This is a genomic window from Neisseria perflava, assembly GCF_019334725.1.
In the GTDB taxonomy this organism is placed as follows: Bacteria; Pseudomonadota; Gammaproteobacteria; order Burkholderiales; family Neisseriaceae; genus Neisseria; species Neisseria subflava_A.
Genome location: NZ_CP079818.1, coordinates 2,009,915 through 2,035,801, shown reverse-complemented (window position 1 = coordinate 2,035,801; position 25,887 = coordinate 2,009,915). Strand labels below are relative to the sequence as shown.

26 protein-coding genes are annotated in these 25,887 nt (G+C 46.5%); 18 read left to right on the top strand and 8 right to left on the bottom strand.

Features of this window, described 5'->3' with window-relative positions:
- The first annotated feature begins 3 nt into the window (after window positions 1-3).
- From hisI to LPB400_RS09705, 8 genes are all read left to right on the top strand, one after another.
- Window positions 4-411 carry a phosphoribosyl-AMP cyclohydrolase gene (hisI, locus tag LPB400_RS09740; RefSeq protein ID WP_070460195.1) on the top strand — a complete coding sequence of 136 codons (408 nt, stop codon included), beginning with the start codon at window positions 4-6 and terminating at the stop codon, window positions 409-411.
- A 31-nt stretch (window positions 412-442) separates the two neighbouring features.
- Window positions 443-766, top strand: coding sequence for a phosphoribosyl-ATP diphosphatase (locus LPB400_RS09735; RefSeq protein ID WP_070460197.1), 324 nt, complete (start codon window positions 443-445; stop codon window positions 764-766).
- Window positions 767-884: 118 nt separating this feature from the next.
- Complete coding sequence (locus LPB400_RS09730) at window positions 885-1,208, top strand: histidine triad nucleotide-binding protein (RefSeq protein ID WP_003748648.1); 324 nt, start codon at window positions 885-887, stop codon at window positions 1,206-1,208.
- A 41-nt stretch (window positions 1,209-1,249) separates the two neighbouring features.
- Complete coding sequence (gene tatA / locus LPB400_RS09725) at window positions 1,250-1,453, top strand: Sec-independent protein translocase subunit TatA (protein ID WP_003679438.1); 204 nt, start codon at window positions 1,250-1,252, stop codon at window positions 1,451-1,453.
- A 3-nt stretch (window positions 1,454-1,456) separates the two neighbouring features.
- Window positions 1,457-2,119: a Sec-independent protein translocase protein TatB gene (gene tatB / locus LPB400_RS09720; protein WP_070460199.1), complete on the top strand. Its 663-nt coding sequence runs from the start codon at window positions 1,457-1,459 to the stop codon at window positions 2,117-2,119.
- Between the two features lie 15 nt (window positions 2,120-2,134).
- Window positions 2,135-2,911 carry a twin-arginine translocase subunit TatC gene (gene tatC, locus LPB400_RS09715; protein WP_070460201.1) on the top strand — a complete coding sequence of 259 codons (777 nt, stop codon included), beginning with the start codon at window positions 2,135-2,137 and terminating at the stop codon, window positions 2,909-2,911.
- 557 nt (window positions 2,912-3,468) lie between these two features.
- Window positions 3,469-4,854, top strand: coding sequence for a GntP family permease (locus LPB400_RS09710; RefSeq protein ID WP_070460203.1), 1,386 nt, complete (start codon window positions 3,469-3,471; stop codon window positions 4,852-4,854).
- 90 nt (window positions 4,855-4,944) lie between these two features.
- Window positions 4,945-5,463, top strand: a complete 519-nt coding sequence (locus LPB400_RS09705; protein ID WP_070460206.1) for a gluconokinase, GntK/IdnK-type — start codon at window positions 4,945-4,947, stop codon at window positions 5,461-5,463.
- Window positions 5,464-5,522: 59 nt separating this feature from the next.
- On the opposite strand, the gene dtd is transcribed toward LPB400_RS09705, so the two are convergent.
- From dtd to LPB400_RS09675, 6 genes are all read right to left on the bottom strand, one after another.
- Entirely contained in the window at window positions 5,523-5,984 is a 462-nt protein-coding gene (dtd, locus tag LPB400_RS09700) for a D-aminoacyl-tRNA deacylase (protein ID WP_070460225.1), read from the bottom strand.
- A gap of 96 nt (window positions 5,985-6,080) precedes the next feature.
- Window positions 6,081-6,845, bottom strand: coding sequence for a peptidyl-prolyl cis-trans isomerase (locus tag LPB400_RS09695; protein WP_070460208.1), 765 nt, complete (start codon window positions 6,843-6,845; stop codon window positions 6,081-6,083).
- 44 nt (window positions 6,846-6,889) lie between these two features.
- Window positions 6,890-7,762, bottom strand: coding sequence for a peptidylprolyl isomerase (locus LPB400_RS09690; protein WP_070460209.1), 873 nt, complete (start codon window positions 7,760-7,762; stop codon window positions 6,890-6,892).
- 51 nt (window positions 7,763-7,813) lie between these two features.
- Window positions 7,814-8,086 carry a BolA family protein gene (locus LPB400_RS09685; protein ID WP_070460214.1) on the bottom strand — a complete coding sequence of 91 codons (273 nt, stop codon included), beginning with the start codon at window positions 8,084-8,086 and terminating at the stop codon, window positions 7,814-7,816.
- Window positions 8,083-8,373 carry a YciI family protein gene (locus tag LPB400_RS09680; RefSeq protein ID WP_107792352.1) on the bottom strand — a complete coding sequence of 97 codons (291 nt, stop codon included), beginning with the start codon at window positions 8,371-8,373 and terminating at the stop codon, window positions 8,083-8,085. The genes LPB400_RS09685 and LPB400_RS09680 overlap by 4 nt, the downstream gene beginning before the upstream one ends.
- A complete protein-coding gene (locus LPB400_RS09675; RefSeq protein ID WP_070585001.1) occupies window positions 8,373-8,906 on the bottom strand; it encodes a septation protein A in 534 nt (177 codons plus the stop codon). Before LPB400_RS09675 ends, LPB400_RS09680 begins: the two co-directional genes overlap by 1 nt.
- Before the next feature lie 353 nt (window positions 8,907-9,259).
- On the opposite strand from LPB400_RS09675, the gene LPB400_RS09670 reads away from it, so the two are divergent.
- From LPB400_RS09670 to LPB400_RS09625, 10 genes are all read left to right on the top strand, one after another.
- Window positions 9,260-11,245, top strand: coding sequence for a FimV/HubP family polar landmark protein (locus LPB400_RS09670; protein WP_107810942.1), 1,986 nt, complete (start codon window positions 9,260-9,262; stop codon window positions 11,243-11,245).
- A gap of 227 nt (window positions 11,246-11,472) precedes the next feature.
- Complete coding sequence (gene truA / locus LPB400_RS09665; protein ID WP_070824311.1) at window positions 11,473-12,318, top strand: tRNA pseudouridine(38-40) synthase TruA; 846 nt, start codon at window positions 11,473-11,475, stop codon at window positions 12,316-12,318.
- Between the two features lie 313 nt (window positions 12,319-12,631).
- Window positions 12,632-13,693, top strand: coding sequence for a trimeric porin PorB (gene porB, locus LPB400_RS09660; protein WP_219088832.1), 1,062 nt, complete (start codon window positions 12,632-12,634; stop codon window positions 13,691-13,693).
- Window positions 13,694-14,175: 482 nt separating this feature from the next.
- Window positions 14,176-16,452: a NosR/NirI family protein gene (locus LPB400_RS09655; protein WP_107792356.1), complete on the top strand. Its 2,277-nt coding sequence runs from the start codon at window positions 14,176-14,178 to the stop codon at window positions 16,450-16,452.
- Window positions 16,453-16,558: 106 nt separating this feature from the next.
- Entirely contained in the window at window positions 16,559-18,526 is a 1,968-nt protein-coding gene (nosZ, locus tag LPB400_RS09650; RefSeq protein ID WP_070459260.1) for a TAT-dependent nitrous-oxide reductase, read from the top strand.
- Between the two features lie 198 nt (window positions 18,527-18,724).
- Window positions 18,725-20,086 carry a nitrous oxide reductase family maturation protein NosD gene (locus LPB400_RS09645; RefSeq protein ID WP_070459262.1) on the top strand — a complete coding sequence of 454 codons (1,362 nt, stop codon included), beginning with the start codon at window positions 18,725-18,727 and terminating at the stop codon, window positions 20,084-20,086.
- A gap of 59 nt (window positions 20,087-20,145) precedes the next feature.
- The gene (locus LPB400_RS09640) at window positions 20,146-21,039 is read left to right on the top strand and encodes an ABC transporter ATP-binding protein (RefSeq protein WP_070459265.1); all 894 of its coding nucleotides are present in this window, start codon (window positions 20,146-20,148) and stop codon (window positions 21,037-21,039) included.
- A complete protein-coding gene (locus tag LPB400_RS09635; RefSeq protein ID WP_070459269.1) occupies window positions 21,036-21,866 on the top strand; it encodes an ABC transporter permease in 831 nt (276 codons plus the stop codon). Before LPB400_RS09640 ends, LPB400_RS09635 begins: the two co-directional genes overlap by 4 nt.
- Window positions 21,863-22,357, top strand: a complete 495-nt coding sequence (locus LPB400_RS09630) for a nitrous oxide reductase accessory protein NosL (RefSeq protein WP_070459272.1) — start codon at window positions 21,863-21,865, stop codon at window positions 22,355-22,357. Before LPB400_RS09635 ends, LPB400_RS09630 begins: the two co-directional genes overlap by 4 nt.
- 117 nt (window positions 22,358-22,474) lie before the next feature.
- Window positions 22,475-23,500 (top strand): FAD:protein FMN transferase, encoded by a 1,026-nt coding sequence (locus LPB400_RS09625; RefSeq protein WP_107769544.1) that lies wholly within the window; start codon window positions 22,475-22,477, stop codon window positions 23,498-23,500.
- A 591-nt stretch (window positions 23,501-24,091) separates the two neighbouring features.
- Here the strand turns inward: LPB400_RS09625 and LPB400_RS09620 are convergent.
- Both LPB400_RS09620 and LPB400_RS09615 read right to left on the bottom strand, forming a co-directional pair.
- Complete coding sequence (locus tag LPB400_RS09620; protein ID WP_003684378.1) at window positions 24,092-25,003, bottom strand: MetQ/NlpA family ABC transporter substrate-binding protein; 912 nt, start codon at window positions 25,001-25,003, stop codon at window positions 24,092-24,094.
- A 196-nt stretch (window positions 25,004-25,199) separates the two neighbouring features.
- Window positions 25,200-25,886 carry a methionine ABC transporter permease gene (locus LPB400_RS09615; protein ID WP_070587440.1) on the bottom strand — a complete coding sequence of 229 codons (687 nt, stop codon included), beginning with the start codon at window positions 25,884-25,886 and terminating at the stop codon, window positions 25,200-25,202.
- Window position 25,887: the final 1 nt, after the last annotated feature.

Genomic DNA, 25,887 nt, shown 5'->3' with positions numbered 1-25,887 from the left:
CGAATGTCGAATATAAACGAAACGCTGCTGAATGCCGTAAAATTTGATGAAAAAGGTTTGGTTTGCGCCATTGCCCAAGATTGGCAGACACACCGTGTGCTGATGGTCGCCTGGATGAACGCAGAAGCCCTGCAAAAAACCGTAGAAACCGGTTTTGCCCACTATTACAGCCGTTCCCGCCAAAAACAATGGATGAAGGGCGAAGAGTCGGGGCATACGCAAAAAGTACACGAATTGCGCCTGGATTGCGATGGCGACGCTGTGGTTATGTTGATTGAACAAAACGGCGGCATTGCCTGTCATACCGGGCGTGAAAGCTGCTTTTACAAAGTTTGGCAAGAGGGTGCATGGCAGACAGTGGATGCCGTGTTGAAAGACGAAGAAGCAATTTACGGATATAAACATCCTTAAGGCCGTCTGAAAGAAATAAGAGAAACCGACCATGACCGATACCATCCTTACCCAAATCCAAAACGTCATCGATTCGCGCAAAGGCGGCGATCCCGATGCTTCTTACGTTGCCCAACTGTTGCACAAAGGCGAAGACAAGATTCTGAAAAAAGTCATCGAGGAAGCGGGCGAAACCTTGATGGCTTCTAAAGATGGCGGCGGCGAACATTTGGTTTACGAAGTGGCGGATTTGTGGTTTCACACCATGGTTTTATTGGCGCATCACGGATTGCGCGCCGAAAATGTGGTCAACGAGCTTGCGCGCCGTCAAGGTTTGTCGGGATTGGTGGAAAAAGCTTCTCGCAAAGAATCTTGAATTTATATTACAATCCCGTATTTGACCTGTTTCAGAATCCGTCTCTTGGGGCAAAAACGATTTCACTTTGTTTGGCGAAACCCGTTGCACCCGTTTTCAGACGGCCATTGGAGCCATTATGGATAATTGTATTTTCTGCAAAATCGCCGCCAAAGATATTCCGGCACAAACCGTTTACGAAGACGATGAGATGCTTTGTTTCAAAGACATCCGTCCTGCCGCGCCGGTACATCTGCTGCTGATTCCGAAAGTACACTTCGATTCACTGGCACACGCCACTGCCGAACATCAAACCCTGTTGGGTAAAATGATGTTGAAAGTCCCTCAAATCGCCCAAGAGGCAGGTTTGACCGACGGTTTCAAAACCCTGATCAACACAGGCAAAGGCGGCGGACAAGAAGTCTTCCACCTGCATATCCATATCATGGGTACGCCCGCATAATTATTATCTCTTTTTAAATTAAACAAATTCAAGGACTTATCATGGGTAGCTTCTCTCTTTGGCACTGGATTATCGTACTGATTATCGTCGTTTTGGTATTCGGTACCAAAAAATTGCGCAACGTCGGCAAAGATCTCGGCGGCGCAGTGCATGACTTCAAACAAGGCCTGAACGAAGGTACAGACGGCAAAGATGCCAAAAAAGACGAAGTCATCGAACACAAAAAAGACGAAGACAAAGCATAATCCATGTTTGATTTCGGTTTGGGCGAATTGCTGCTGGTCGGCGTTGTTGCCCTGATAGTGCTTGGCCCCGAACGTCTGCCGCAAGCCGCGCGTACGGCTGGGCGTTTGGTCGGTAAATTGCAAGGATTCGTCAATAACGTCAAGCAGGAACTCAACACTCAGGCTGAGTTGGACGAATTGCGCAAGGTGAAGCAGGAATTTGAAACCGCCGCATCCGAGTTTCGCGACGGTATCAAAGACTTGGGCAACGATGCACAAAAAAATCTGAGCGATATTTCAGACGGCCTCAAGCCGTGGGAACGCCTGCCCGAACAGAAAACGCCTGCCGATTTTGGCGTGGACGAGTTCGGTAATCCTCTGCCTGATTTGGCTTCAAGCAGCACTGAAAATGAAAGTGCGGCCCAAGTTCCTGAAGAGGGTGGAGCAGCGCAAACTCAAGAGCCTGTCGGGGCTGAAAATGCCGAGTCCGAGCAAGACCGCGCTTGGCGTGAGTATTTGACCGCATCGGTTTCACCCACTCCGGCGGTCGAAGTCAGCTATGTCGAAGCCCCTGTCGCCGATGTTCCTTCGCTGCATACGACTTCTTTGCGTAAGCAGGCGATGAGCCGCAAACGCGATATGCGTCCGAAATTCCACGCCAAACCCAAACTGCGCGTCCGTAAGTAAAAAGTGAGTCAACCGGTGTCCGAACCTCAACACGAACAACCCGTCCAACCGCTTATCGAGCATCTTCTCGAGCTGCGCCGCCGCATGATGTGGATCGTCATCGGTATCGTCGTCTGCTTTTTGGGTATGATGCCGTTTGCCCAGCAGCTCTATACCTTTGTTGCCGAACCATTGATGGCCAATCTGCCTAAAGATACCAGCATGATTGCAACCGATGTGATCGCGCCGTTTTTTGTGCCGGTCAAGGTTACTCTGATGGCGGCATTTCTGCTGTCGTTGCCGCACACGCTGTATCAAGTTTGGGCGTTTGTCGCTCCTGCCTTATACCAAAACGAAAAACGCTTGATTACGCCGCTGGTGTTGTCCAGCGTGACGCTTTTCTTTGTCGGTATGGCGTTTGCCTATTTTTTGGTATTTCCCGTTATTTTCAAATTCTTGGCCGGGGTAACCCCTGTCGGCGTCAATATGGCGACCGATATCGACAAATACCTGTCCTTTATTTTGGGCATGTTTGTTGCATTCGGTACGACGTTTGAAGTTCCCGTCGTTGTGGTGTTACTTGCAAAAATGGGCATTGTTTCGACTGAACAGCTTAAGAATGCGCGTCCGTATGTGATTGTCGGTGCGTTTGTCGTGGCTGCAATCATCACGCCGCCTGACGTAATTTCTCAAACCCTGCTTGCTGTTCCGCTGATTCTGCTCTACGAAGCAGGCATTTGGTTCAGCCGCTTTATCAAAGCGAAAACGCAGCAGGAAGATGAAGATACACCGCAACCACCGGCAGAAGTTTAAGAATCAAGGCCGTCTGAAGAATTTTTCAGACGGCCTTTGTATCATCGCACTTCAGTTTTTAAGAAAAAGTATGATGGATGTTTGGGGAGTCGTAAAACATTACTGCCCAGATTCTTTTGATTCGGCTAAAATTTTTGACCGAGGATTTTGCCGAAATCGAAGCAGTAATGTGTAACAGTCCCTCATGCCTCAATGGGCTGGATTTTAATACCAAACTGCCGGAATTACGTTTGGGAAATGGGGTGATTTTTACCAAGGCATAAGCCGAAAATACTTGATTTTAGGTAATTGAAAAAATATTCGTTTCTATTTTATCGAGAAGAATGATGTCAGGCCGTCTGAAAATTAACTACGTTTCAGACGGCCTTTTTATTGCCTTTGTTTTTTCTTTGCTATTCTTAGTTATCAAGCATCTTGCAAAAAGGGTTTTGAAAAAGAGAAATTTATATTTTGACTAAATCCATCCATATGAACCCATAGTGAAATGTGTTATCTTATCTAAGTGTGTTAAGAAACATTAATAAGTTTGTATTTTTCTTACAGAGAAAGGCTTCAAAATGGATGGATGGACTCAAACGCTGAGTGCCGGTACCTTGCTCGGTATCGCCGCGGCAGCGATTTTGCTAATCTTGATTTTGATTGTAAAACTGCGCGTTCATGCCTTGCTGACGTTGGTATTGGTCAGCCTGCTGACTGCCATCGTAACAGGTCTGCCTATGGGCAGCATTGTTAATGATGTATTGGTCAAAAACTTCGGCGGTACGCTCGGCAGCGTGGCGTTGCTGGTCGGTTTGGGCGCAATGCTCGGCCGTTTGGTGGAAACTTCCGGTGGCGCTCAGTCTTTGGCAGATGCGCTGATTCAGATTTTTGGTGAGAATCGTGCACCATTTGCTTTAGGCGTGGCTTCTTTGATTTTTGGTTTCCCGATTTTCTTTGATGCCGGCTTGGTGGTGATGTTGCCGATTGTGTTTGCAACGGCACGCCGTATGAAGCAGACCGTTCTGCCATACGCGATGGCGTCTATTGGCGCATTTTCGGTCATGCACGTCTTCCTGCCGCCTCATCCTGGCCCGATTGCTGCTTCTGAGTTCTATGGCGCAAATATTGGTCAACTGCTGATTTTGGGTTTGCCTGTTGCCTTGATTACTTGGTATTTCAGCGGCTATTTATTGGGTAAAGTTTTGGGTCGCAGCATTCATGTACCTGTTCCTGATCTGATCAGTGGTGGTACGCAAGATAATGACCAACCGAAAGCGCCTGCAAAAGCATCTACCGTTGTTGGTATTATGCTGATTCCTATGCTGTTGATTTTCTTAAATACCGGTTTGTCCACTTTAATCAGTGAGAAAGTTGTCAGTGCAGATGAAGGCTGGGTGCAATTTGGTCGCATGATCGGTTCGACACCGATTGCTTTGCTGATTTCTGTTTTGGTAGCCCTGTATGTATTGGGTGGCAAACGTGGCGAAAAAGCCAGCGCTTTGGAGAAAACCATTGATGGCGCATTGGGTCCGGTTTGCTCGGTCATTTTGATTACCGGTGCGGGCGGTATGTTCGGCGGAGTGTTGCGTGCTTCCGGTATCGGTAAGGCTTTGGCCGACAGTATGGCGGACTTGGGTATCCCTGTTTTGCTGGGTTGTTTCTTGGTGGCTTTGGCTTTGCGTATTGCGCAAGGTTCTGCGACCGTTGCATTGACTACCGCTGCCGCGTTGATGGCACCGGCCGTTGCGGCGGCAGGTTTCAGCGATTGGCAGATTACTTGCGTGGTATTGGCTACGGCGGCAGGTTCCGTTGGTTGCAGCCACTTTAACGACTCCGGTTTCTGGCTTGTCGGCCGTCTGTTGAATATGGATGTGCCGACGACCTTGAAGACATGGACGGTCAACCAAACACTTATCGCACTCATCGGTTTTGCTTTATCGTCAGTGTTGTTTGTTTTGGTTTAATCGGAAGAACGGGCGGATAGTGTTTTTGAGATAACACAATCCGCCCGTTTTTAAATACCGTTAAAATCTAGATAAACAAGGAGTAGAAAAATGACGACACATTTTGTCATGATGGGCGTGTGCGGTTGCGGTAAAACCACTGCCGCGCTGTCTTTGCAAAAACATCTCAACCAATGTCCGTATGCTGAAGGCGACGATTTTCATACCCAAGCCAACCGCGATAAAATGGGTGCAGGTATTCCGTTAACGGATGAAGACCGCTACCCATGGCTCGGCAATTTGCGTGACTGGATGACGGAGCAGGCAAAAAATGGGGAAACATATTCCATCGTTACTTGTTCCGCACTCAAACGCCAATACCGCGATATTCTGCGTGGTGCAGAAGGGAAGGTGGCTTTTATCCATTTGACTCCGCCTCAAGCAATCAATCTTGAGCGTATGCTGTCGCGTCAGGGGCATTATATGAAAGCCGGAATGCTGGATTCTCAGCTGGAGATTTTGGAAGAGCTGGGTGCTGATGAGTACGGTGTCAAAATTGACAATCCGGGTTCGCCTGAAGCCGTTGAGGCAGATATTGTGAACTGGGTGAAAGCGCAAGGCTTGATTTAGTAATGATCAGAAATGGAAAGGCCGTCTGAAATATTTCAGACGGCCTTTTCCTATGGGATTTAGAATGTTTTTTGCGAATCAAGCAATAAGGTAACCGGCCCGTCATTGCAAAGGGAGACCTGCATATGGGTTTGGAATCTGCCGGTTTCGACAGTCAATCCATGTTCGCGCAAAAGTTGCGCGGTGTATTGATAAAGCTTGTCTGCTTGTTCGGCAGGGGCAGCATTGGAGAAGGACGGACGGCGGCCGCTGCGCGCATCGGCGTAAAGGGTAAACTGAGAAACCAGTAATATCGAGCCACCGACATCTTTGAGCGATAAATTTAATTTGCCGTTTTCGTCTTCAAAGATACGTAGGTTGGCGGTTTTATCCGCAATGTATTTGGCGTCCGCTTCTGTATCGGTGTGGGTAACGCCGATCAATATCATAAATCCGTTGTTGATTTCGCCACAGGTTTCGCAGGAGTTTTCGGACAAAACGTCAACTTTAGCTTGGGTAACTTTTTGGATAACAGCGCGCATGATGTTTTTGAATAAAAGAAGTTTGTAAAAAAGGGCGTAAGATACGCCCTTGGGGTTTAAATATAGTTTCAGACGGCCTGAAACCATTGAATTAATTTACGGATTAATGTCGTTTTCTTTTAAGATACGTTCGATCTGATTCTCGACTTTTTGTCGTTTAACGGCTTGGGCAATCTGATTGCGTACCAGTTCGAAAGGTTCGGCATTGGGATCGCGTTCTACTGCACTGAGTTTAAACAGATAAAAACGGCTTTCCATCTGAATCGGCTCATGCGTTACATCGCCTCGGTTCATGTCAGCAAAAGCGGTAGCCAGTTGAGGAGAGAGCTGCTGCGGAGAGATGAAGCCGTCGAACTCTTGTTCGGGGTTGGGATAGCGTTTCATCAGCTCTTCAAATGACAAGCCTTTGAGCAGCAGTTCTTGCGCGGCGCGTACTTCGTCGGCTGAAGCAAAGCTGACTTGTTGCAGCTTGATAATGCGTGTTTGCTGGTCGTAGAAACGGCGCAACTCAGCATCGTCAACCGCGGTTTGGCGTTCTAGATAGGCAGCGTATTGGTTGGCATAAAACTCAGCTTCAACGTTTTTAAGCTGATTCTGCACTTCCGCATCTTTGTCCAAACCAGCCTTGATGGCTTCATTTTTCAAAATTTCCAAAGTCTGCAAACGTGTAACCACATCTTTGCGGATTGCCTGGCCATCGGGTTTGGCAGTCTGGTTGGGATGTTGATCGGCCTGTCTCAATACTTCGGCGACCATGCTGTCGATACGGGCGGGATCGATTTCAGGCGCTTTGGCGGTTGCTAAGCTCACGGTTGACAAGGCGAGGATAGCCAAAACGGCAGTTTTGGGCTTGATGTTCATGTGAGTTCCTTATTGCCCGCCGCTATCACGGCGGGCACCTTATATTATTTGTTGACTTTGATGCTGGCTTTTTTCAGTAATGATTGAATGGCCGCATCAACACGGGCTGCCTGTAAGTCGTTGCCAATCTCGTTTTTAGCGGCTTCGTAAGAAGGTACAGTAACGTTACGACGGTCATTGACATAGAAAACGGCGTACAAATTACCGTTTTGCAGTGGAGTTTTAGTGTGTGCACCTTTTTTCAGGTCTTTGACAGCAGCGTAAAGCGGAGGCGCTGATTCTTGCAAATCTTTAAGCGGAACATAAGCTTTAGGGATGCCGCCGGCTTTTTTGGCCGCTTCGTCAATTGAGTATTGGTTCAATATCGAAACAAAGCTTTTTTTCGCATCCAAATCGGCAATGGCTTTTTGGGCATTGCTGCTGCTGTCGGTCACGATTTCGCCCAGTTGGACTTCCTGAGTACCTTTATAGAAGTTGCTGAAGTCGTTGTAAGCGGCTTTGACATCTTTTTCTTGGACAGGATATTGACGGACGATATGCGCCGCGAAAGCTTGGCCTAACAAATCATTTTCGAAAACTGCCCATTCGGTTTTGAATGTGGCTTTTTTATCTGCACCTTGTTTGGCGGCATCGGCACGCGCTTGCTCCAATGCAGTTTTGAATTCAGCGCTTTGATCCAGTTTTAATTTTTTAGCTTCTTGGGTAACAACAGTGCTGATAACTTGGCGTTCAGTCAGCATTTGACGCAATTCAGGAGTGTCTTGAACGTTCGGGTTGCTGGCGCGTACGGAAGCGATTTGGTCATCGATAACGCTGCTGTCGATGGCTTGGCCGTTGACGGTCACCAAAGTTTGGGCAAACAGGGTGCCGGAAGTCAGAGCAAGCATCAAGGCTGAAGCAAAGTAGGTTTTTTTCATCGTATTTCTCTTTTAAATTAATGATTGGAAATCAAAGTTTGGGCAGTAATCTTAATGGAAGTATTCGTCCGGCGTGGCTGCTTTGATACTGAGTGCATGAATCAGGCCGTCTGAAAACAAGTCCTGTAAAAGCTGCTTAATCATACGTTGCCGCTGGAGGCGGCCAATGTTTTCAAATGCGTTGCTGACCACCACTATGGCGTAATGCCCGCCGCCTTTATTACCGGCATGGCCGGCGTGCAGGTGGCTTTCATCTTCAAAATCGAAGAACTCAGGCTCAAGCGCCTGCAGGCGTTCCTCGATAATTTGACGCATATTGCTCATTTGAATACGGCTTTAAAGGGTTTAATCAATACTTCTGCGTATACGCCGGCATCGACGTAAGGGTCTTGTTCAGCCCATTCTTGTGCAGCGTCCAAAGATTCGAATTGAGCCACAATCAGGCTGCCGGAAACGCGTTCTGGATTATCTGGTAAAGGATTGGGGCCTGCAGTCAGCAGACGGCCTTGCGCTTTCAATTCTTCTAAGCGTGCTAAATGAGCAGGGCGTACTGCCATGCGTGCTTCGTGGACATCTTCGGCATCAGTTGCCAAAAGCATGAAATATTCCATTATTGATCCTCCTTAGGCTGGAAACGCATCAGATACATACCCTGTGCGATGGAAAAAATGATTGTAAAACCCAATGTGCCAAACAGTTTGTAATTGACCCATTGGTCTGGAAAATACGTAAAGACAAAGAGGTTGGCCGCACCCATAAAAATCAGGAAGCCAATCCATGCATAAGTCAGGCGCGTCCATACAAAATCAGGGAGCTGCATTTCTTTGCCCATGACGGCTTTAAGCCCGTTTTTACCGGCAAGGTGGCTGAACAGCATGACGATGGCGCCGATCCAAAACAGAACGGTCGGTTTCCACATGATAAAGCGGTTGTCTTTCAGCAGAATCGTTGCGCCGCCAAAAAAGACAATCAAAATCAGGCTGACCCATTGCATGGTATCCAGTTTACGGTGTTTCCAAAAGGTCAGCGCAGCTTGGGCAATGCCGACTATAACCGCAACAGCCGTTGCGGCAATCATGTCTTTGGTGATGATATATGTGATGAAAAATAAGAATACGGCGAATAAGTCGCTCAAAATCTTCATATATTAATGATGAAACTAATTGAGTAAATGCTAATCATACAGGGAGATGTGTTTTTTTGCACCTTTCCCCATGACTTTAATACCACATATATTTATATAAAATATTTGTTTTGGGTTAGCGAAATTTGTAAAAAAGAAACACAAGCATGCAAAAGTAATAGATTTGCTAAGGAGTTTTAGGCTGAATAGCCTCTATTGCTTGGCAGGAATAGGTTAAAAATATATCATGACGTAATATCTAGTAAATATATGGTTGAATGCGCGCACATTGGTTAGTACCATAATTTTCGAACAGGGGATCCGTTTTGAAAAAACATCACAATATTAAATTAATTACAGCTTCTATCGCTTTAATGACATCGCTCAGTGCCTCTGCGGGTTTGGGGGGCTTGAATGTTCAATCTCATTTGGGTGAGCCTTTTACAGGCAGTATCACTGTGACTGGTGAGGAAGCTCAGGCTCTGCTCAATGGCGGTAAGGCCACTATTTCAAATGGCAATTTGCGCGCGGCGGTACGCAAATCAGGCGATAAGGCAGTCGTTACTATCCGCTCTTCTCAAGCCATCAAAGATCCTGTTTTGGTTTTCCAAGTAGGTATCGGCGCGCAATCGCGTGAATACACCGCCATTATCGATCCGGCCGGATATGATTCTAAAGATGCTGCATCTGTTCGTACCCGTCCGGCCACTGAATCTCAATCCTCCGAGCCGACACGTAATGTCCAACAGCCTGCAACGAAAAATAATAAAGCAGCAGGTAATCAGGCCACTCAGGTGCGTAAGGATGTGCAGCGTAAGGCTGAGAAAAAACAAGTTCAGACGGCCTCTGCTAAAAACGACACTGCCTCACGTTTAGGCAGACAGCATTTGGTGCGTACGGGTGAAACCCTGATGGCCATTGCGTCGAGCATCCGTCCGCAAGGTATGACCTTGGATCAAACCATCCAGGCTTTGGTAAATGCCAACCCGGATGTGTTTATTGATAATAATGCCAACCGTATGTTGGCAGGTAAAGTACTGAATATTCCAAACCGTAGCGAATTGCAACGCTTGGCTGCTTCTGCTCCTGCTAAAACTAATACGGCAACAGAAAAAGCTAATGAAACCGCTAATACAACAGAGGCTAAAACAGAAAAACCTGTTGTTCAGCCTGATGCTCAAACTGAAGCTCAGGTTAAAGATGCTGGCGTAAATACACAGCAACAGGAAGAAGTAAAACAAGCTTCAGCTGAACAAACAGAACAAGCAGCATCTGCAGCGGTTAATGAAAAAGCCGCATCGACTGTTCCTGCGTCCGATATTCAAGAAGCTATGGCTTCCGATGCTCAAGAGAATATAGTGGCTTCTGAGCCTGTTGCAACCACTGATTCTGTCGCGGAGCAAACAGAAAGCGAATCAGATGGTAATTTATGGAAATGGTTATTGGCAGGCGGTGCAGCCCTTATTGCTGCTTGGTTGTTGTTGAAAGCTGCCGGTAAACGTAAAGATGAGCCGGAAGCAGCGCCTGTAAGCCGTAAGGATGAAGAAAAGGCTGTACAGAAAAATGTTGCTGCTTCAGCTGCTGCGGTTGCTACAACTAAAGTAACGCCGTCTGAAAAAATTCAAGACGGTCTGTTTATCGAAGACGATTTCGAAGATGATGTGGTCATCAATGAAGTAGAAGAATCTTCCACTATTAATGATGTTAAACTTGATTTGGGTAAGATTGACAATAGTCAGACAGGTATTCTTTCAGGTGCAGTAACGCATGATGCAGAGACAGAGCAACGTCGCTATGCTGATTGGGATAGTATCGAATCAACAGAAAGCGTGTACGAGCCTGAACCGGAAAATCCATATCAGCCGGTATCCGTTGTTATGCCTGAACGTAAAGAAGAGCAGGTAAATACATTTGATGAGTTTGATTTTGCGACAGAAACAAAAGTCTTCGAGTCAAGAAATGAAGAGCCACTCGAGTTTACGGTAGATACCCCTGAAGATTCAGACGGCCATGTGTTGCCATTCGATATCAAGCAAGATCAAGACTTGCAAATTCAAGAAACCAAAGAAGAAGTAGAGAAAGAAGAAGCTGCTTCTGAGTTTGTGATTGAAGAAGGTGCATTGGAATGGGGAGCTGAAGATGTTTCAGTGGCTGCCGATAAAAGCAATAGTGAAAGAGGCTTTGTTTCAGAATCAGTCGGTATGACTGCACCGCTTGAAGCCAAATATGATTTGGCTAAGATGTATATCGAAATCGGTGATCCTGAAGCGGCTCGAGAAACATTGCAAGCGCTGATTGAAGAGGCTGAAGGAGATATTCTGTATAAAGCCCAAAAACTGATGAAAGAGCTTGGCGTATAAGTACCAGTAAAATGAAGATGCCGTTTCAGACGGCATCTTTTTTATGGTAAATTAAAAAGCAAGATTTTGGCTGAGTCTATTATCAGTTGGGTAAGATTTCAGCTTTATGTGATGGTTGAAGATGAAGGCCGTCTGAAATACATAATGGAGGCGTGTGTTGATCACGCCTTTTTAATATTTGTTGCTTAAGCGTAGGCAACAATATCAATTTACAAGAAGTATAAGAAATGACTGAACAAGCAAATACAACAGGGCATCTGATGCAGCGTTGGGCTTTGACCCTCTCTTATGATGGAAGCCGTTTTTATGGTTGGCAAAAACAGGCCGGAGATTTGCCGACTGTTCAGACGGCCTTAGAGCAGGCGTTGTCTTCAATAGCAAGGGAGCAAATTAATACTATTGTTGCGGGAAGGACGGATACGGGTGTGCATGCAACTGCTCAAGTGGTGCATTTTGATACGTCAGTAAGTCGTCCGGAGCAAGCATGGGTGCGTGGTGTCAATGCACATTTGCCTGATGGTGTTGCTGTGTTGGTTGCGCAAAAAGTTGTACCTCATTTCCATGCCCGATTTGATGCTTATGGCCGCCATTATCGCTATTTATTGGAATCTTCACCGGTTCGTTCTCCATTATTAGTTGGCAGAGTAGGGTGGACGCATTTGAAATTAGATTTAAATCTGATGAGGCAGGCTGCTGCCTTGTTGGAGGGGGAACATGACTTTTCCAGCTTTCGAGCGGCCGAATGTCAGGCGAAGTCCCCTATAAAGACACTATATAGTACAAAGATTAGTGGAACTTCTCGCTATCTGTGCCTTGATTTGCATGGAAATGCATTCTTGCATCATATGGTACGCAATATTATGGGGGCATTGGTGTACGTAGGTAGTGGCAGAATCAGTGTAGATGAGTTTGAGTCGGTCTTTCATGCAAAAAGCAGATTGAAGGCTCCGCCAACTTTTATGTCTGATGGTCTATATTTAACAGGTGTTGACTATCCTGATGAGTTTGGGGTGACACAACTATCTTTGCCCGAGTGGATGAGCGTTCTAGGTAATGATTTTCAGACGGCCTGACTGCGGATTGTTGGTATAAAAGCAACAAAATAGCGTGATTGATGTGTAAACTGATAAAGTGTTGTAAAAATGCAAATTTGGGTTTTGAAGAAATTTATCATTGATTTTAAATAATAAATTTCCATTATTTGGGTTGTCTCTACCTTTATTTGGTTTCTACGGTAGTGGGGGGGAATTGAATAAAGTTTGTTTTTTTAGAAAGGAACAATTATAGTGACAGTCATGGAATCGCTGATTCCAGCGATAAAGTAAGCCTAAGCGGATTGTCCGGTCTGCTTAAGTTATTTCTTCACAATAGAAAAGGAATACAGCAATGAAAAAATCCCTGATTGCCCTGACTCTGGCTGCCCTGCCTGTTGCAGCTATGGCTGACGTAACTCTGTACGGTCAAATTAAAGCTGGCGTAGAAATTTCTAAAGTAAAAGAGGGTAAGACTTCTTCTAAAACTGCTACTGAGATTGCTGACTTCGGCTCTCGCATCGGTTTCAAAGGCCACGAACACTTGGGTAGCAACCTGAATGCTATCTGGCAAGTTGAACAAAAAACTTCTATCGCCGGTGGTGACTCTGGTTTCGCTAACCGTGAATCTTTCTTGGGCTTGGAAGGCGGTTTCGGTAAAGTTCGTGCCGGTAACTTGAATACTGCTCTGAACGACAGCAGCGATAGCTTCGACCCTTGGGAATCTAGTGATGCTAACGCAGACGCTCTGCAATTGGGTAAAATCAAACGTGTAGATTCTCGTAAAGTATCTGTACGTTACGATACTCCTGTATTGGGTGGTTTCAGCGCAAGCGTACAATACCAACCTCGTGACAATGCTAACCCTGGCGACAAATACACTCACACTGTGAAAAGCCGTGAGTCTTACGACTTGGGTCTGAACTACGAAAACTCTGGCTTCTTCGGTCGCTACGCTGGTTCTTATGCTAAACGTGCTGACTTGACTTCTGGTTACCTGGATGCGTTCAACAGCAACACTACTTTGACTGCTGGTACTTATAAAGATCACCAAGCTCACCGTCTGACTGCTGGTTACGATGCTAACAACCTGATGGTTGCTGTTGTAGGTCAATACGAAGGCTTCAAAGCTGACGTAGCTGGTGCTAAGAAAAACGAACGTACTGAAGTTGGTGCAACTGCTGCTTACCGCTTCGGTAATGTAACTCCTCGTGTTTCTTACGCTCACGGCTTTAAAGCTAAAGAAGAAGGCGTGAAACAAGAGAACAGCGCTTACAACCAAGTTATCGTTGGTGCTGACTACGACTTCTCTAAACGCACTTCTGCTCTGGTTTCTGCCGGCTGGTTGAAAGAAGGCAAAGGCGACAACAAATACGAGAAAACTGCTGGTACTGTTGGCCTGCGTCACAAATTCTAATCTGACTTAAGATTAGCCTGAAAAAGAGCCTGTTTTATACAGGCTCTTTTTGTTTTTGCAGGGACTGTATTTTATTATTGCAAGGGTAGGTTAAAGTATTTTCGATATTTTCAGACGGCTTATGAAAATCTAAGTCAGATTATATTCTATTAAATATATGCTAAATAAAATATTAGAAATTGTTTTGAGTATTATTATAAATAAGTTAACAATATAAAGATGGTCATTGATTAAGTTGATTTTCCTATATTTCATGTCTACTAATAAAAGATTTATTTTTATAGTTCTAAAGTATTATTAGCATGTGGAATTTGATTTTAAGATTTGTAAATTTGATTTTAATCAAATTATTGCCGATAGATGATTCATATAATATAAGTGTTTAGAGTATCGATATATCGGGAATAGCCATGTCCTGTCTTGAAATGAAGTGCTTAAGTGGCATTTGGAAACGAATCCTTGTGCTGTTTGCTGTATTTTCTATGATGATAGTAAGCCTACCTGCTTACGCAGAGCGCTTGCCTGATTTCTTGGCAAAAATTCAGCCTTCTGAAATTTTTCCTGGTGCTGATCGCTACGGCAAACCTGAAGGTAAGCCTTTGGTTGCTCGTGTATATAAAGGCGAAGAGCAACTTGGCTTGGTTTATATCACGACTGATGTGGTTAATACGCGCGGTTATTCGAGTAAGCCGATTGATACGATGGTTGCATTGGCCAATGATGGCACTATTGCCGGAGCAAAATTGGTTGAACATCATGAACCAATTATGCTGATTGGTATTCCGCAATCCCGTGTTGATAAATTCATTGATAAATATATTGGCTTAAATTTTATTAAAAATCCTCCGCAGCCTGGCGTGGCTCCTGGTGATATCATCAGTGGTGCGACTGTAACGTTAATGGTGATTAACGACAGTATTCAGCGTTCTGTCAAATCGGTTATTCATCAATATCATTTGGGTACGGATAAAGCGACTCAAGCCGGTGCTGCTGCCGCTTCTGGTGAACAAGCTGCAAATGAGCCTGCGGTTCAAACCCGTCCCCGTCGTGCTGTGAATTCTGATAAACAAGATATTCAGTCTTGGAATGCACTGTTAGAACAAAAAGCTGTTGGTCATCTGCATATTTCTGTTGACGATATCAACAAATTGTTTGAAAAAGGTGGTAAAGCAGGTGTTGCTGAGCATGCAGAGCAGGGTGATGGTAACGATACATTCGTTGATTTATATGTTGCTTTGGTCAGCCAACCTTCTATCGGTAAAAGCCTTTTAGGTGAGGCCGGTTGGAATAATCTGCAAAAACGTTTGCAACCAGGTCAACAGGCGATTATGGTTGCCGGTGAAGGCCGATACTCTTGGAAGGGCTCAGGCTATGTGCGTGGCGGTATATTCGACCGTATCGAAATGATTCAGGGCGATACCAGCTTCCGTTTTACTGATGCACAACATGAGCGTGTAGTTGCTTTGGCAGCGGAAGGTGCACCTGCATTTAAAGAGGTCTCTTGGTTTACCATCCCGGAAGGTGTGGAATTTGATGCTGCCGAGCCATGGCGTTTACAACTGATGATTCAACGTGTGTTGAGCGTTAACGATAAAGCTTTTGTGAATGCAGATTTGGATTACGAATTGCCAAAAGGCTACTATGTCGATGATCCAAAAGCACCACCTGTTGAAATCAGCGCGCCGGTTGAGCAAGTTGCGGCTGTAGCTTCAGCTCCTGAAAGTACGGGTATTGCCGAAGATGCGACTGCCGGTGATGATGGTGTTTCCAACCAACTTTGGAAACAGGTTTGGAAAGCCAAACAAGGTCAAATTATTGTTGTCGGTATTGCTTTGACAATTCTCCTGTTGGTATTCCTGTTCCAAGACTGGATTGTACGTTACGAAAAATGGTATGACCGTTTCCGCCTCTGCTTCCTGACATTTACCCTGGTTTATATTGGTTGGTATGCGCAAGCGCAATTGTCGGTCGTCAATACATTGACCTTGTTCTCCGCAATTTTGACTGAATTCCACTGGGAATTCTTCCTGATGGATCCGCTGGTGTTCATTCTGTGGCTCTTTACAGCGGCGACCATGCTGTTGTGGAACAGGGGTACGTTCTGCGGCTGGCTGTGTCCTTTCGGTTCGTTGCAAGAATTGACCAATCGCATTGCTAAAAAACTGGGCGTAAAACAAATTACTGTGCCACATCTGTTGCATACGCGCCTGACAGCCATTAAATACGTCATCTTCTTCGGTTTGCTGGCTATTTCCCTGTATGATTTGGGTACTGCTGAAAAATTTGCAGAAGTTGAACCTTTCAAAACCGCAATTATTCTGAAGTTTATGCGCGAATGGTGGTTTGTATTGTTTGCTGCAGCTTTGCTGATTGCCGGATTGTTTATCGAACGTTTCTTCTGTCGTTATCTGTGTCCTTTGGGTGCGGGTATCGCATTGCCGGGTCGATTCCGTGTGTTTGACTGGCTGCGCCGCTATAAAATGTGTGGCAATCCTTGTCAGATTTGTACGCATGAATGTCCGGTACAGGCCATTGCACCAGAAGGCGATATCCATCCGAACGAATGTATCCAATGCCTGCATTGCCAGGTAATGTATCACCACGATACGCGTTGTCCTCAAGTAGTGGCAACGAATAAGAAAAAACAAAAACAAGCGGCAGCAAAATCTGAGCAGCACGATGCGGCAGCAACGAAAAATGCTCAAGAACAAGTTGTTCAGTTTGTTAAAAAAGAATCGGCAATTAGTGTTGATAAGTAGTTATTTATAAAAAAGAGGGCTGTATCGGCAGCCCAACTTAGAAATTTTTTCATCGGTAGGCCGTCTGAAAAAAATCGGCCGCCGGATTTTATCCAAGGAGTGTCGTATGTCAGACGAAAAATTAGAACAAAACGGCTTAAGCCGTCGTTCATTCTTAGGTACTGCCGCTGCTTCCGGCGCAGGTATTGCCGGTGCCGGTTTGTTGGGCTTGGCCGGTTGCTCTAACGGTGAGGGTGACAAAGCTGCTGTTTCTGGCGCAGCTCCTGCCGAAAAAGCCGCTGCTCATTCTGCCGAACCGGGCAAACAAACTTCCGAAGTCGGTCCAGGCGAACTTGACCAATACTACGGTTTCCTGTCAGGCGGTCAATCAGGCGAAATGCGCTTGATCGGTTTGCCATCTATGCGCGAACTGATGCGTATCCCAGTATTCAATATGGACAGCGCTACTGGTTGGGGTCGTACCAACGAGAGTCTGAGCGTTTTAAACGGAAACATTACGCCGGAAACCCGTAAATTCCTGCAAGACAGCGGTCTGCGTTGCTACCCTAACGGCGACTTGCACCACCCGCACTTGTCTTTCACCGACCAAACTTACGATGGCCGTTATGCTTACGCCAACGATAAAGCAAACACCCGTGTTTGCCGCGTCCGCTTGGATGTAATGAAAACCGATAAAATCATCGATATTCCTAATGCTTCAGGTATCCACGGTCTGCGTCCGCAACGTTATCCGAAAACCGGTTACGTTTTTGCCAACGGCGAACACATTGTTCCAGTTGACGGCGTAGGTAAATGGGATGATGCGAAAACTTGGAATGCCGTTTATACCGCAATTGACGGCGAAACCATGGAAATCGCATGGCAAGTTTTGGTAGACGGTAACTTGGACAACGGCGATGCCGACTACCAAGGTAAATACTCTTTCTCTACCTGCTATAACTCTGAACGCGCTCTGACTGTACAAGGTGCTTCTTCTAACGAGCAAGACTGGTGTGTAGTATTTAACCTGGCCGCTATCGAAGAAGGCATCAAAAAAGGCGACTTCAAAGAAGTTAACGGCGTGAAAATGTTGGACGGCCGTGCAGAAGCCAACTCTCCATACACCCGCTACATCCCTGTACCTAACTCTCCTCACGGCTGTAACGCAAGCCCTGACGGCAAATACATCATGCTCAACGGTAAACTGTCTCCAACCGTTACCGTATTGGATGTCAGCAAACTGGACGATTTGTTTGCAGGCAAAATTAAAGAGCGCGATGTTGTCGTAGCTGAACCTCAACTGGGTCTTGGCCCATTACACACTGCATTTGACGGTCGCGGCAATGCCTATACTACATTGTTTATCGACAGCCAAATGGTGAAATGGAACATCGACGATGCGATTAAAGCCTACAAAGGCGAGAAAATCGATCCGATTAAACAAAAATTGGACGTTCACTATCAACCTGGTCACAACCACACTACCATGGGTGAAACTAAAGAAGCCGACGGTAAATGGTTGGTGTCTTTGAACAAATTCTCCAAAGACCGCTTCCTGAACGCAGGCCCTCTGAAACCTGAGTGTGACCAATTAATCGACATCTCCGGCGACGAAATGCGTCTGGTTCACGACAACCCGACTTTTGCAGAACCACATGACTTCTGTCTGGTTTCCGCTTCCAAAGTGAACCCAAGCAAAACTTGGGACCGCAAAGACCCATGGTTCTGGAAAGATGCTTTGGAACAAGCGCAAAAAGACGGTGTTGAGCTGGAAAAAGCCGCTAAAGTCGTACGTGAAGGCAACAAAGTACGCGTGTACATGACTGCCGTTGCGCCTGCATTCAGTATCCCTCAATTTGAAGTGAACCAAGGCGACGAAGTGACCGTATACGTAACCAACGTTGAGACCATTGAGGACTTGACTCACGGTTTCACTTTGGAAGGCTACGGTATCGCTATGGAGATCGGCCCGCAAGCGACATCTTCTGTAACCTTCAAAGCAGTCCGTCCAGGCGTACACTGGTATTACTGCCAATGGTTCTGCCACGCATTGCACATGGAAATGTCAGGTCAAATGATTGTTAAACCAAAATAATTTTGGTTTGATGATTTAATCCTTCAGGCCGTCTGAAAAGACATTCTTTCAGACGGCCTTTATAGCAAAGCTGTTTGTCTGCAGATATTGCAATGAGATATAAGCCATCATCAGACAGCTTTGCTATAACATCAAAATACCTGTTTCTGCATATGTTTACCATGTAGAAAACAGGCCGTCTGAAATTGAGATATAATTATGACGCATACACCATCCCATCGTTCCAAATGGCAACGTGCCGCATTCGTATTGCTATTGGGCAGTATGGTTCAGACGGCCTTTGCCTCAGTCATCAACGTATCCGCACAAGACAATCTCAATGATGCTTTAGCGCGCGCCCAAGCCGGCGATACGCTCAAGCTTGCCTCCGGTACATACAAGACCAAACTCTATATCGACAAACCGATTACCATTGAAGGTCCGGCCGATCGCTCCGCCAAGATTGTCGGCGACAGGAGCGGGCGTACCATTGCCGTTCATGCGCCTGACGTAACTCTGCGCAATCTGACCGTTTCCAATTCAGGCTTGAGCCTGCCGGCCATGGATGCAGGGATTTATCTTGAGGAAACGGCTCCGCGAGCATTGGTTGAACACAATAATGTCTTGGACAACTCAGTCGGCGTATACATCCATGGCGCGGCAGAATCGATGGTGCGCGAAAATAAGATTGTCGGGGAAGCCACATTGCGTGTGAATGAGCGCGGTAATGGCGTAACGGTTTGGAATGCGCCGGGCGCGCAAGTAGTCGACAACGATATTTCCAAAGGCCGTGACGGTATTTTTTCTAATACCAGTACAAACAATACCTATAAAGGCAATCGTTTCAGCGATTTGCGTTTTGCAGTGCATTATATGTACACCAACGACAGCGAGGTCAGCAACAACATCTCTGTCGGCAACAATATGGGCTATGTGTTGATGTTCTCAGAGCGTCTCAAAGTGTATGGCAATATCGCCGTAGGCAGCCGTGACCAAGGCATTATGCTCAATTACGTCAACCATTCCGATATTAACGATAACATTATCAACAAAGCCGGTAAATGCGTATTCGCCTATAACGCCAACTTCAATAAAATTTTTGACAACCATTTTGAAAACTGTCAAATCGGCATTCACTTTACCGCGGCTATTGAAGGCACAAGTCTGTCCAATAATTCGTTTATCAACAACGAAAGCCAAGTTAAATACGTCAGCACCCGTTTCCTTGATTGGGGAGAGGGCGGCCGAGGCAATTATTGGAGCGACAACAGTACATTCGATCTTGATGGCGATGGTTTTGGCGACAACGCCTATCGACCGAACGGCATTATCGACCAAATCATTTGGCGCGCCCCCGTGTCCCGTCTGCTGATGAACAGTCCTGCCGTCAGCATTGTCAAATGGGCGCAATCTCAGTTCCCCGCTATTTTGCCGGGCGGCGTCATCGACAGTAAGCCATTGATGAAACCGATCAGCAACAAAACAAGCACCAAATACGAAGCCATGAAGGATGAGCTGTTGCACGAAGCCAGTACGCGCCAATCCGATTGGAGCGATGCCGAAAACGGATCTTTGAATTAAACATGTTTTCAGACGGCCTTTTTCATGAGGCCGTCTGAAACGGCACAAAGGAATTATTCATGACCAACCACGTCGAATTAAGAAACGTGACCAAACAATTCGGTAGTCAAAAAGCCGTCAACCAAGTCGATTTAGTCCTCAAAGCAGGCGAAAGCGTCGGCATGGCAGGGCATAACGGTGCAGGCAAATCCACCATCATGAAGCTGATACTCGGCCTGATTACGCCGACCGAAGGCGAAGTCATGTTGCTGGGCGAGCGTACCGGCAGTAAGGCAGGCGCACTGCTTCGCAGCCAAATCGGCTACCTGCCTGAAACCGTCGCGCTTCATCCTTCATTGACCGGCATTGAAACCATGGATTTCTATGCCAAACTTAAAAAACAGCCCTTGAGGAAAAACCGTGAGTTGTTGGAACGCGTCGGCATTTCTCAAGCGGCACGCCGCCGTGTCGGCACTTACTCCAAAGGTATGCGCCAACGTCTCGCTTTGGCACAAGCCTTGTTGGGCGAGCCTAAAGTCTTATTGTTTGACGAACCGACCACAGGCCTTGACCCGGCTTCACGCCAAATGTTTTACGAAGTCGTGCGCGAACTGAATGGACGCGGTGCAACCGTATTGCTCAGCACGCACGCGCTTGCCGAACTCGATGGCCACGCCGACCGCATTATCGTCATGAAAAACGGTGTGAAAGTTGCCGATGGCAGCATGGATGAGTTGCATGTTCAAAGTGGTTTGCCGTTGACCGTCAATGTTCGTTTGAAAGAAGCGCGTCCGTTGAGCGAGCGTTGGCAGCCGCTTTCAGACGGGCTGTCGTATAAAGCGCAATGTAAAGCCGAAGAGCGTATGGGGCTTTTGAGTGAATTGGGTGATTTGGGCAACCTTGCCTATATCGATATCCATACCCCGACACTTGACGATATGTACGCACAATTCTTAAAAAGGGAAGACGTATGAACCCCGTTTGGATTATTACCGGCAAAGAAGTCCGCGACAGCCTGCGCAACCGTTGGGTCCTCGCCGCCGCACTCCTGCTTGCCGCGCTTGCCCTGTCATTGGGTTTCCTGGGCAGCTCGCCTACCGGTACAGTCAAAGTCGATCCGTTGACCGTTACCGTTGTCAGCCTCTCCAGCCTGTCGATTTTCCTGATTCCGCTGATTGCGATGTTGCTCTCTTATGATGCGCTGATTGGCGAAATCGAACGCGGCACGATGGCGCTGTTGTTGAGCTATCCGATTTCGCGCAACCAAATCCTTGCCGGCAAATTTATCGGCCATCTCATCATCCTTGCCCTTGCCACCACGGCAGGCTACGGATTGGCGGGCATTACCCTCCAGCTTGCCAACGGCGGCTTTGACCTTGCCGCATGGAAACCTTTTGCCCTCCTGATTGTTGCCAGTGTGATTCTTGGTGCAGCCTTTTTGTCTATGGGTTATTTGATTAGCGCAAAAGTCAAAGAACGCGGTACTGCCGCCGGTATCGCCATCGGCGTATGGCTGTTTTTTGTGGTGATTTTCGATATGGCGCTTTTGGGTGTTTTGGTTGCCGATACTGAACAAGTTATTACCGCGCCTGTTGTAGAAACCATTCTCTTGTTCAATCCTTCCGACATTTACCGTCTGCTCAACCTGACCGGTTATGAAAACACCGCGATGTACGCAGGGATGGCCGGTTTGAGCGATCAAATCAGCCTGACTATGCCGGTTTTGCTGACGGCGCAGGTATTATGGGTTATCATTCCCTTGGTCTTGGCCGCCTGGATTTTCGGAAAGAGACAAATATGAGAAAAATATTATTTACAGCATTCACCATCCTTGCTTTATCTGCTTGTAGCAAAGAGGAAAATACTCCTCCGCCTACGCCCCAACGAATCAGCGACAGTGCAGTCGGTCATTACTGCAGCATGAACTTGACCGAACACAACGGCCCTAAAGCGCAAATCTTCTTGAACGGCAAACCTGACAAACCGGTTTGGTTTTCCACCATCAAGCAGATGTTCGGCTACACTAAACTGCCTGAAGAGCCCAAAGGCATTCATGCTATCTATGTTACCGATATGGGCAAAGTCAAAGATTGGGAAAAACCCAATGCCGACGCCGAATGGATAGATGCGAAAAAAGCCTATTACGTCATCGAAAGCAGCTTTATCGGCGGCATGGGTGCGGAAGACGCGCTTCCGTTTGCCGACAAGGCTCAGGCTGAAAAATTCGCCAAAGAGAAAGGCGGCAGAGTAGTCGGTTTTGCAGAGATGCCCGACGAATACATTTTCAAATAAAACAACCAATAAAGGCCGTCTGAAACTGTTTCAGACGGCCTTTATGTTGGAAGCTGTCGATTGATGATTTAATGAATGCGGCTTTCAATGTAAAGATAAAAATCCAAGGAATACTTTATGTCCACCCCCTTAACGCGCCGCCGTTTCCTTGCCATCGCCGCCACACTTGCCGCTGGTGTCGGCATTCCCTTTGCCATTAGCCGCAGAACCAATCAGCCGACTCATCCGGCCAGCCTGAATCAAGAAGAGCAGCCAGTTATTTGGAGAGGTATTGCGTTGGGTTCGGGTGCGGAGTTGCGTTTGTTCGGCGTTGAGCGCAAGCAGGCGGAAATACTGGTCAACAAAGTATTGGCGGAAGTTTCACGATTGGAAAAAATCTTCAGCCTGTATCGGGATGACAGCATGATTAGCCGCTTAAACCGAGAAGGCCGTCTGAAAAATCCGCCATCCGATTTTTTGCAGCTGCTCAGTATCAGCCGAGATATCCATCAGCTGACGCAGGGTGCATTTGATCCCAGCATTCAGCCTTTGTGGAATCTGTATGCCGACCACTTCAGACGAAACCCCAAAACTGAAACGCCGCCATCCGAACGCAGTATTAAAGAAACGCTCGAATTAGTGGATTTTAACAAAGTCGATTTTGATACCAAAGAAATCCGTTTTGCCCAAAAAGGCATGGGCTTGTCGCTCAACGGCATTGCGCAGGGCTATATCACCGACAAAGTAGCCGAATTGTTGAAGCAGCAAGGCGTTACCCAGGCATTGATTGATATGGGGGAAATTTACGGCTTTGATAATGCCAACCAGCGCGAGTGGAATGTCAGTATTCGCAATCCCGACCAAGAAGACCAAATCCTGACCACCATTGCCATGAAAAACCAAGCCTTTGCTACATCTGGCGGCTATGGCACGGTAATGGACGAAGCTGGCAAATTTACCCATCTTTTTGATCCGCGTACAGGCGGAAGCCAGCCGCGCTATAAAAGCATGAGCGTTATGGTGGAAAGTGCGGCGGTTGCCGATGCTTTTTCTACTGCATTTTCTATTATGGATGAAGCGGCCATCCGTACTGCGGCTCAAGTTAAAAATGCACAGGTTTGGCTGGTGATGACGAATAATGAATTGAAGAAGATTGGAGGCTGAGGGGAAGGCCAGCCTTGCCTGCGATTTTGACTATGTGCATAGGACAGGGAAGGCTCGATTACTGAAATAATGGAGGATAAAAAAAGAAGGGCTGCCCAAGGGGGCAACCCTGAAACTCTTGCAGCTGGGAGTAATTAGCAAGAGATTACGACACTTAAAACAAAAATTCACTCATTTCAAAGCATGAAGCTTTAATATCTAAGCAATACGGTTTCAACCGCTCAAACCCCTTCGATACGGAGAAACACAACATATATGGGAAAATCCGACAAAGTGGTTTGAAGCAATTCAGATGAACGGTCTGTAATGCAGATAACCGGATGTCTTTAGATGAACGGTATAATATCAGGATAAACGGAACATTACTAGTGAATATTATAAAAAATTAGAATAATTCATTTAGTAATTGATTTTATTGAATAAAAATATGACTTTTTATTGAACTTTTTTACAACATATTGATTTGGTTTTAAAAAGGGAATTATGTAAGTGTTTGGCGTTAATCAAAAAACTTGTTTTGAGCTTTGAGAAGAGATAAGCAATAGAAAAAGGCCGCCTGAATGTTCAGACGGCCTTTTTTCAAAAAGTTACTTATTTGGTTGCAGAAGCAGTAGAAGCAGCTTCGGCTTGAGCACCTGCAGCTGCGTTTTCACCCCATGCAGCAGGATATTTGTAACCGGCAAAGCGTTTTTGTGAGTAAGCTTTGAACTCGTCAGAGTTGTAGGCTTCGGTTACATCTTTCAGCCATTGGCTGTCTTTGTCGGCAGTGCGGACGGCAGACCAGTTAACGTAGGCAAAGCTTGGCTCTTGGAACAGGGCTTCAGTCAGTTTCATGCCGCTGCTCATGGCGTAGTTGCCGTTAACGACGGCAAAGTCAACGTCGGCACGGCTGCGTGGCAGTTGGGCGGCTTCAAGCTCTACGATTTGGATGTTTTTTGGATTTTCGGCAATATCGTTTTTAGAAGCAGTCAGCGGATCAACGTCGGCTTTCAGTTTAATCCAGCCCAATTCGTTCAACATAACCAATGCACGGGCAAAGTTAGATGGGTCGTTAGGTGCAGAAACGCTGACGCCGTCTTTCACTTCGTCCAAAGATTTCAGTTTGCCAGGGTACAGGCCCAAAGGTGCAGTCGGTACTTGGAAGGCTTCAACGATGTCCAACTTGTGTTCTTTTTTGAAGTCGTCCAGATAAGGTTTGTGTTGGAAGATGTTAATGTCCAATTCGCCTTCAGCCAAAGCAAGGTTGGGGCGAACATAGTCGGTGAACTCGATCAGTTTGACTTTATAGCCTTTTTTCTCCAAAGCCGGTTGGATTTGGTCTTTTACCATATCGCCAAAGTCGCCGACGGTTGTACCGAAGACGATTTCTTTTTTCTCTGCGCCGTTGTCAGCAGAAGAAGCGGCAGAAGCAGCAGGCGCGCTGTCTTTTTGACCGCCGCAGGCAGCCAGTACGATGGCCAGCGCAGCGGCTGAAAGGGTTTTGAAGAATGTGTTGATTTGCATATTTTGCTCCTAATGGATGATAAAACGGTTTCAGACGGCCTCAAGCCGCCGCCGTCAAAAAAGAGGGATTGTAAATCTATTTTGGAAATATGAGGATGTTTTTTGTAAATTTATTTGGAATATATATCCTAATATGTTCTAAATAGATAACAGGCCGTCTGAAAAATAGTAATCTATTTCAGACGGCCTGGTTTGTTTAACGTTTATCCAGTTTGCGTGCCAATCTGTTGCCGATACCTTGAATCAGGATAACGAGTAAAACCAGGATGGCGACGATGAAGATGATGACTTCCATTTGATAGCGGTAGTAGCCGTAACGGATGGCAAGGTCGCCCAAGCCGCCGCCGCCAATCATACCTGCCGCCGCGCTGTACGACAGAAGGCCGATAGCCAGTACGGTAATGCTGGAAACCATACCTGCGCGTGCTTCATTCAAAAGCACTTTGCAGATGATGCTCATGGGGGAAGCGCCCATTGCGGAGGCCGCTTCAATCACGCCTCTGGGTACTTCGCGCAGGTTTTGCTCGACCAAACGAGCGAAGTAGAACAAGCCGGATACGCTCAATACCAATGAAGCGGCAACCGGGCCGATGGTCGTGCCGATGATGGCGCGTGTAACAGGAATCATGGCAATCATCAGGATGACGAAAGGAAACGCGCGCATCAGGTTGACCAGGTTGTCCAAAAATAAATTCAGCTGTTTGTTGTAGTGCAACTGATGGCTTGACGTCACAAACAGCAATACGCCCAAAATCGTACCGAAGATAACGGCGAAAGTAGTCGATAGGCCGACCATAATAAAGGTTTCGCCCAAGGCTTGGATAATTTCGCCCTTCATGCTGACGATGGTCTCAACAGCACTTTCAAATGTTAAATCTGCCATA

Excerpts from the sequence above, each read along its gene's own strand:
- hisI (WP_070460195.1), top strand. The coding sequence starts at position 4 with ATGTCGAATATAAACGAAACGCTGCTGAATGCCGTAAAATTTGATGAA.
- LPB400_RS09735 (WP_070460197.1), top strand. The coding sequence starts at position 443 with ATGACCGATACCATCCTTACCCAAATCCAAAACGTCATCGATTCGCGC.
- LPB400_RS09730 (WP_003748648.1), top strand. The coding sequence starts at position 885 with ATGGATAATTGTATTTTCTGCAAAATCGCCGCCAAAGATATTCCGGCA.
- tatA (WP_003679438.1), top strand. The coding sequence starts at position 1,250 with ATGGGTAGCTTCTCTCTTTGGCACTGGATTATCGTACTGATTATCGTC.
- tatB (WP_070460199.1), top strand. The coding sequence starts at position 1,457 with ATGTTTGATTTCGGTTTGGGCGAATTGCTGCTGGTCGGCGTTGTTGCC.
- LPB400_RS09710 (WP_070460203.1), top strand. The coding sequence starts at position 3,469 with ATGGATGGATGGACTCAAACGCTGAGTGCCGGTACCTTGCTCGGTATC.
- LPB400_RS09705 (WP_070460206.1), top strand. The coding sequence starts at position 4,945 with ATGACGACACATTTTGTCATGATGGGCGTGTGCGGTTGCGGTAAAACC.
- dtd (WP_070460225.1), bottom strand. The coding sequence starts at position 5,984 with ATGCGCGCTGTTATCCAAAAAGTTACCCAAGCTAAAGTTGACGTTTTG.
- LPB400_RS09695 (WP_070460208.1), bottom strand. The coding sequence starts at position 6,845 with ATGAACATCAAGCCCAAAACTGCCGTTTTGGCTATCCTCGCCTTGTCA.
- LPB400_RS09690 (WP_070460209.1), bottom strand. The coding sequence starts at position 7,762 with ATGAAAAAAACCTACTTTGCTTCAGCCTTGATGCTTGCTCTGACTTCC.
- LPB400_RS09685 (WP_070460214.1), bottom strand. The coding sequence starts at position 8,086 with ATGAGCAATATGCGTCAAATTATCGAGGAACGCCTGCAGGCGCTTGAG.
- LPB400_RS09680 (WP_107792352.1), bottom strand. The coding sequence starts at position 8,373 with ATGGAATATTTCATGCTTTTGGCAACTGATGCCGAAGATGTCCACGAA.
- LPB400_RS09675 (WP_070585001.1), bottom strand. The coding sequence starts at position 8,906 with ATGAAGATTTTGAGCGACTTATTCGCCGTATTCTTATTTTTCATCACA.
- LPB400_RS09670 (WP_107810942.1), top strand. The coding sequence starts at position 9,260 with ATGACATCGCTCAGTGCCTCTGCGGGTTTGGGGGGCTTGAATGTTCAA.
- truA (WP_070824311.1), top strand. The coding sequence starts at position 11,473 with ATGACTGAACAAGCAAATACAACAGGGCATCTGATGCAGCGTTGGGCT.
- porB (WP_219088832.1), top strand. The coding sequence starts at position 12,632 with ATGAAAAAATCCCTGATTGCCCTGACTCTGGCTGCCCTGCCTGTTGCA.
- LPB400_RS09655 (WP_107792356.1), top strand. The coding sequence starts at position 14,176 with ATGATGATAGTAAGCCTACCTGCTTACGCAGAGCGCTTGCCTGATTTC.
- nosZ (WP_070459260.1), top strand. The coding sequence starts at position 16,559 with ATGTCAGACGAAAAATTAGAACAAAACGGCTTAAGCCGTCGTTCATTC.
- LPB400_RS09645 (WP_070459262.1), top strand. The coding sequence starts at position 18,725 with ATGACGCATACACCATCCCATCGTTCCAAATGGCAACGTGCCGCATTC.
- LPB400_RS09640 (WP_070459265.1), top strand. The coding sequence starts at position 20,146 with ATGACCAACCACGTCGAATTAAGAAACGTGACCAAACAATTCGGTAGT.
- LPB400_RS09635 (WP_070459269.1), top strand. The coding sequence starts at position 21,036 with ATGAACCCCGTTTGGATTATTACCGGCAAAGAAGTCCGCGACAGCCTG.
- LPB400_RS09630 (WP_070459272.1), top strand. The coding sequence starts at position 21,863 with ATGAGAAAAATATTATTTACAGCATTCACCATCCTTGCTTTATCTGCT.
- LPB400_RS09625 (WP_107769544.1), top strand. The coding sequence starts at position 22,475 with ATGTCCACCCCCTTAACGCGCCGCCGTTTCCTTGCCATCGCCGCCACA.
- LPB400_RS09620 (WP_003684378.1), bottom strand. The coding sequence starts at position 25,003 with ATGCAAATCAACACATTCTTCAAAACCCTTTCAGCCGCTGCGCTGGCC.
- LPB400_RS09615 (WP_070587440.1), bottom strand. The coding sequence starts at position 25,886 with ATGGCAGATTTAACATTTGAAAGTGCTGTTGAGACCATCGTCAGCATG.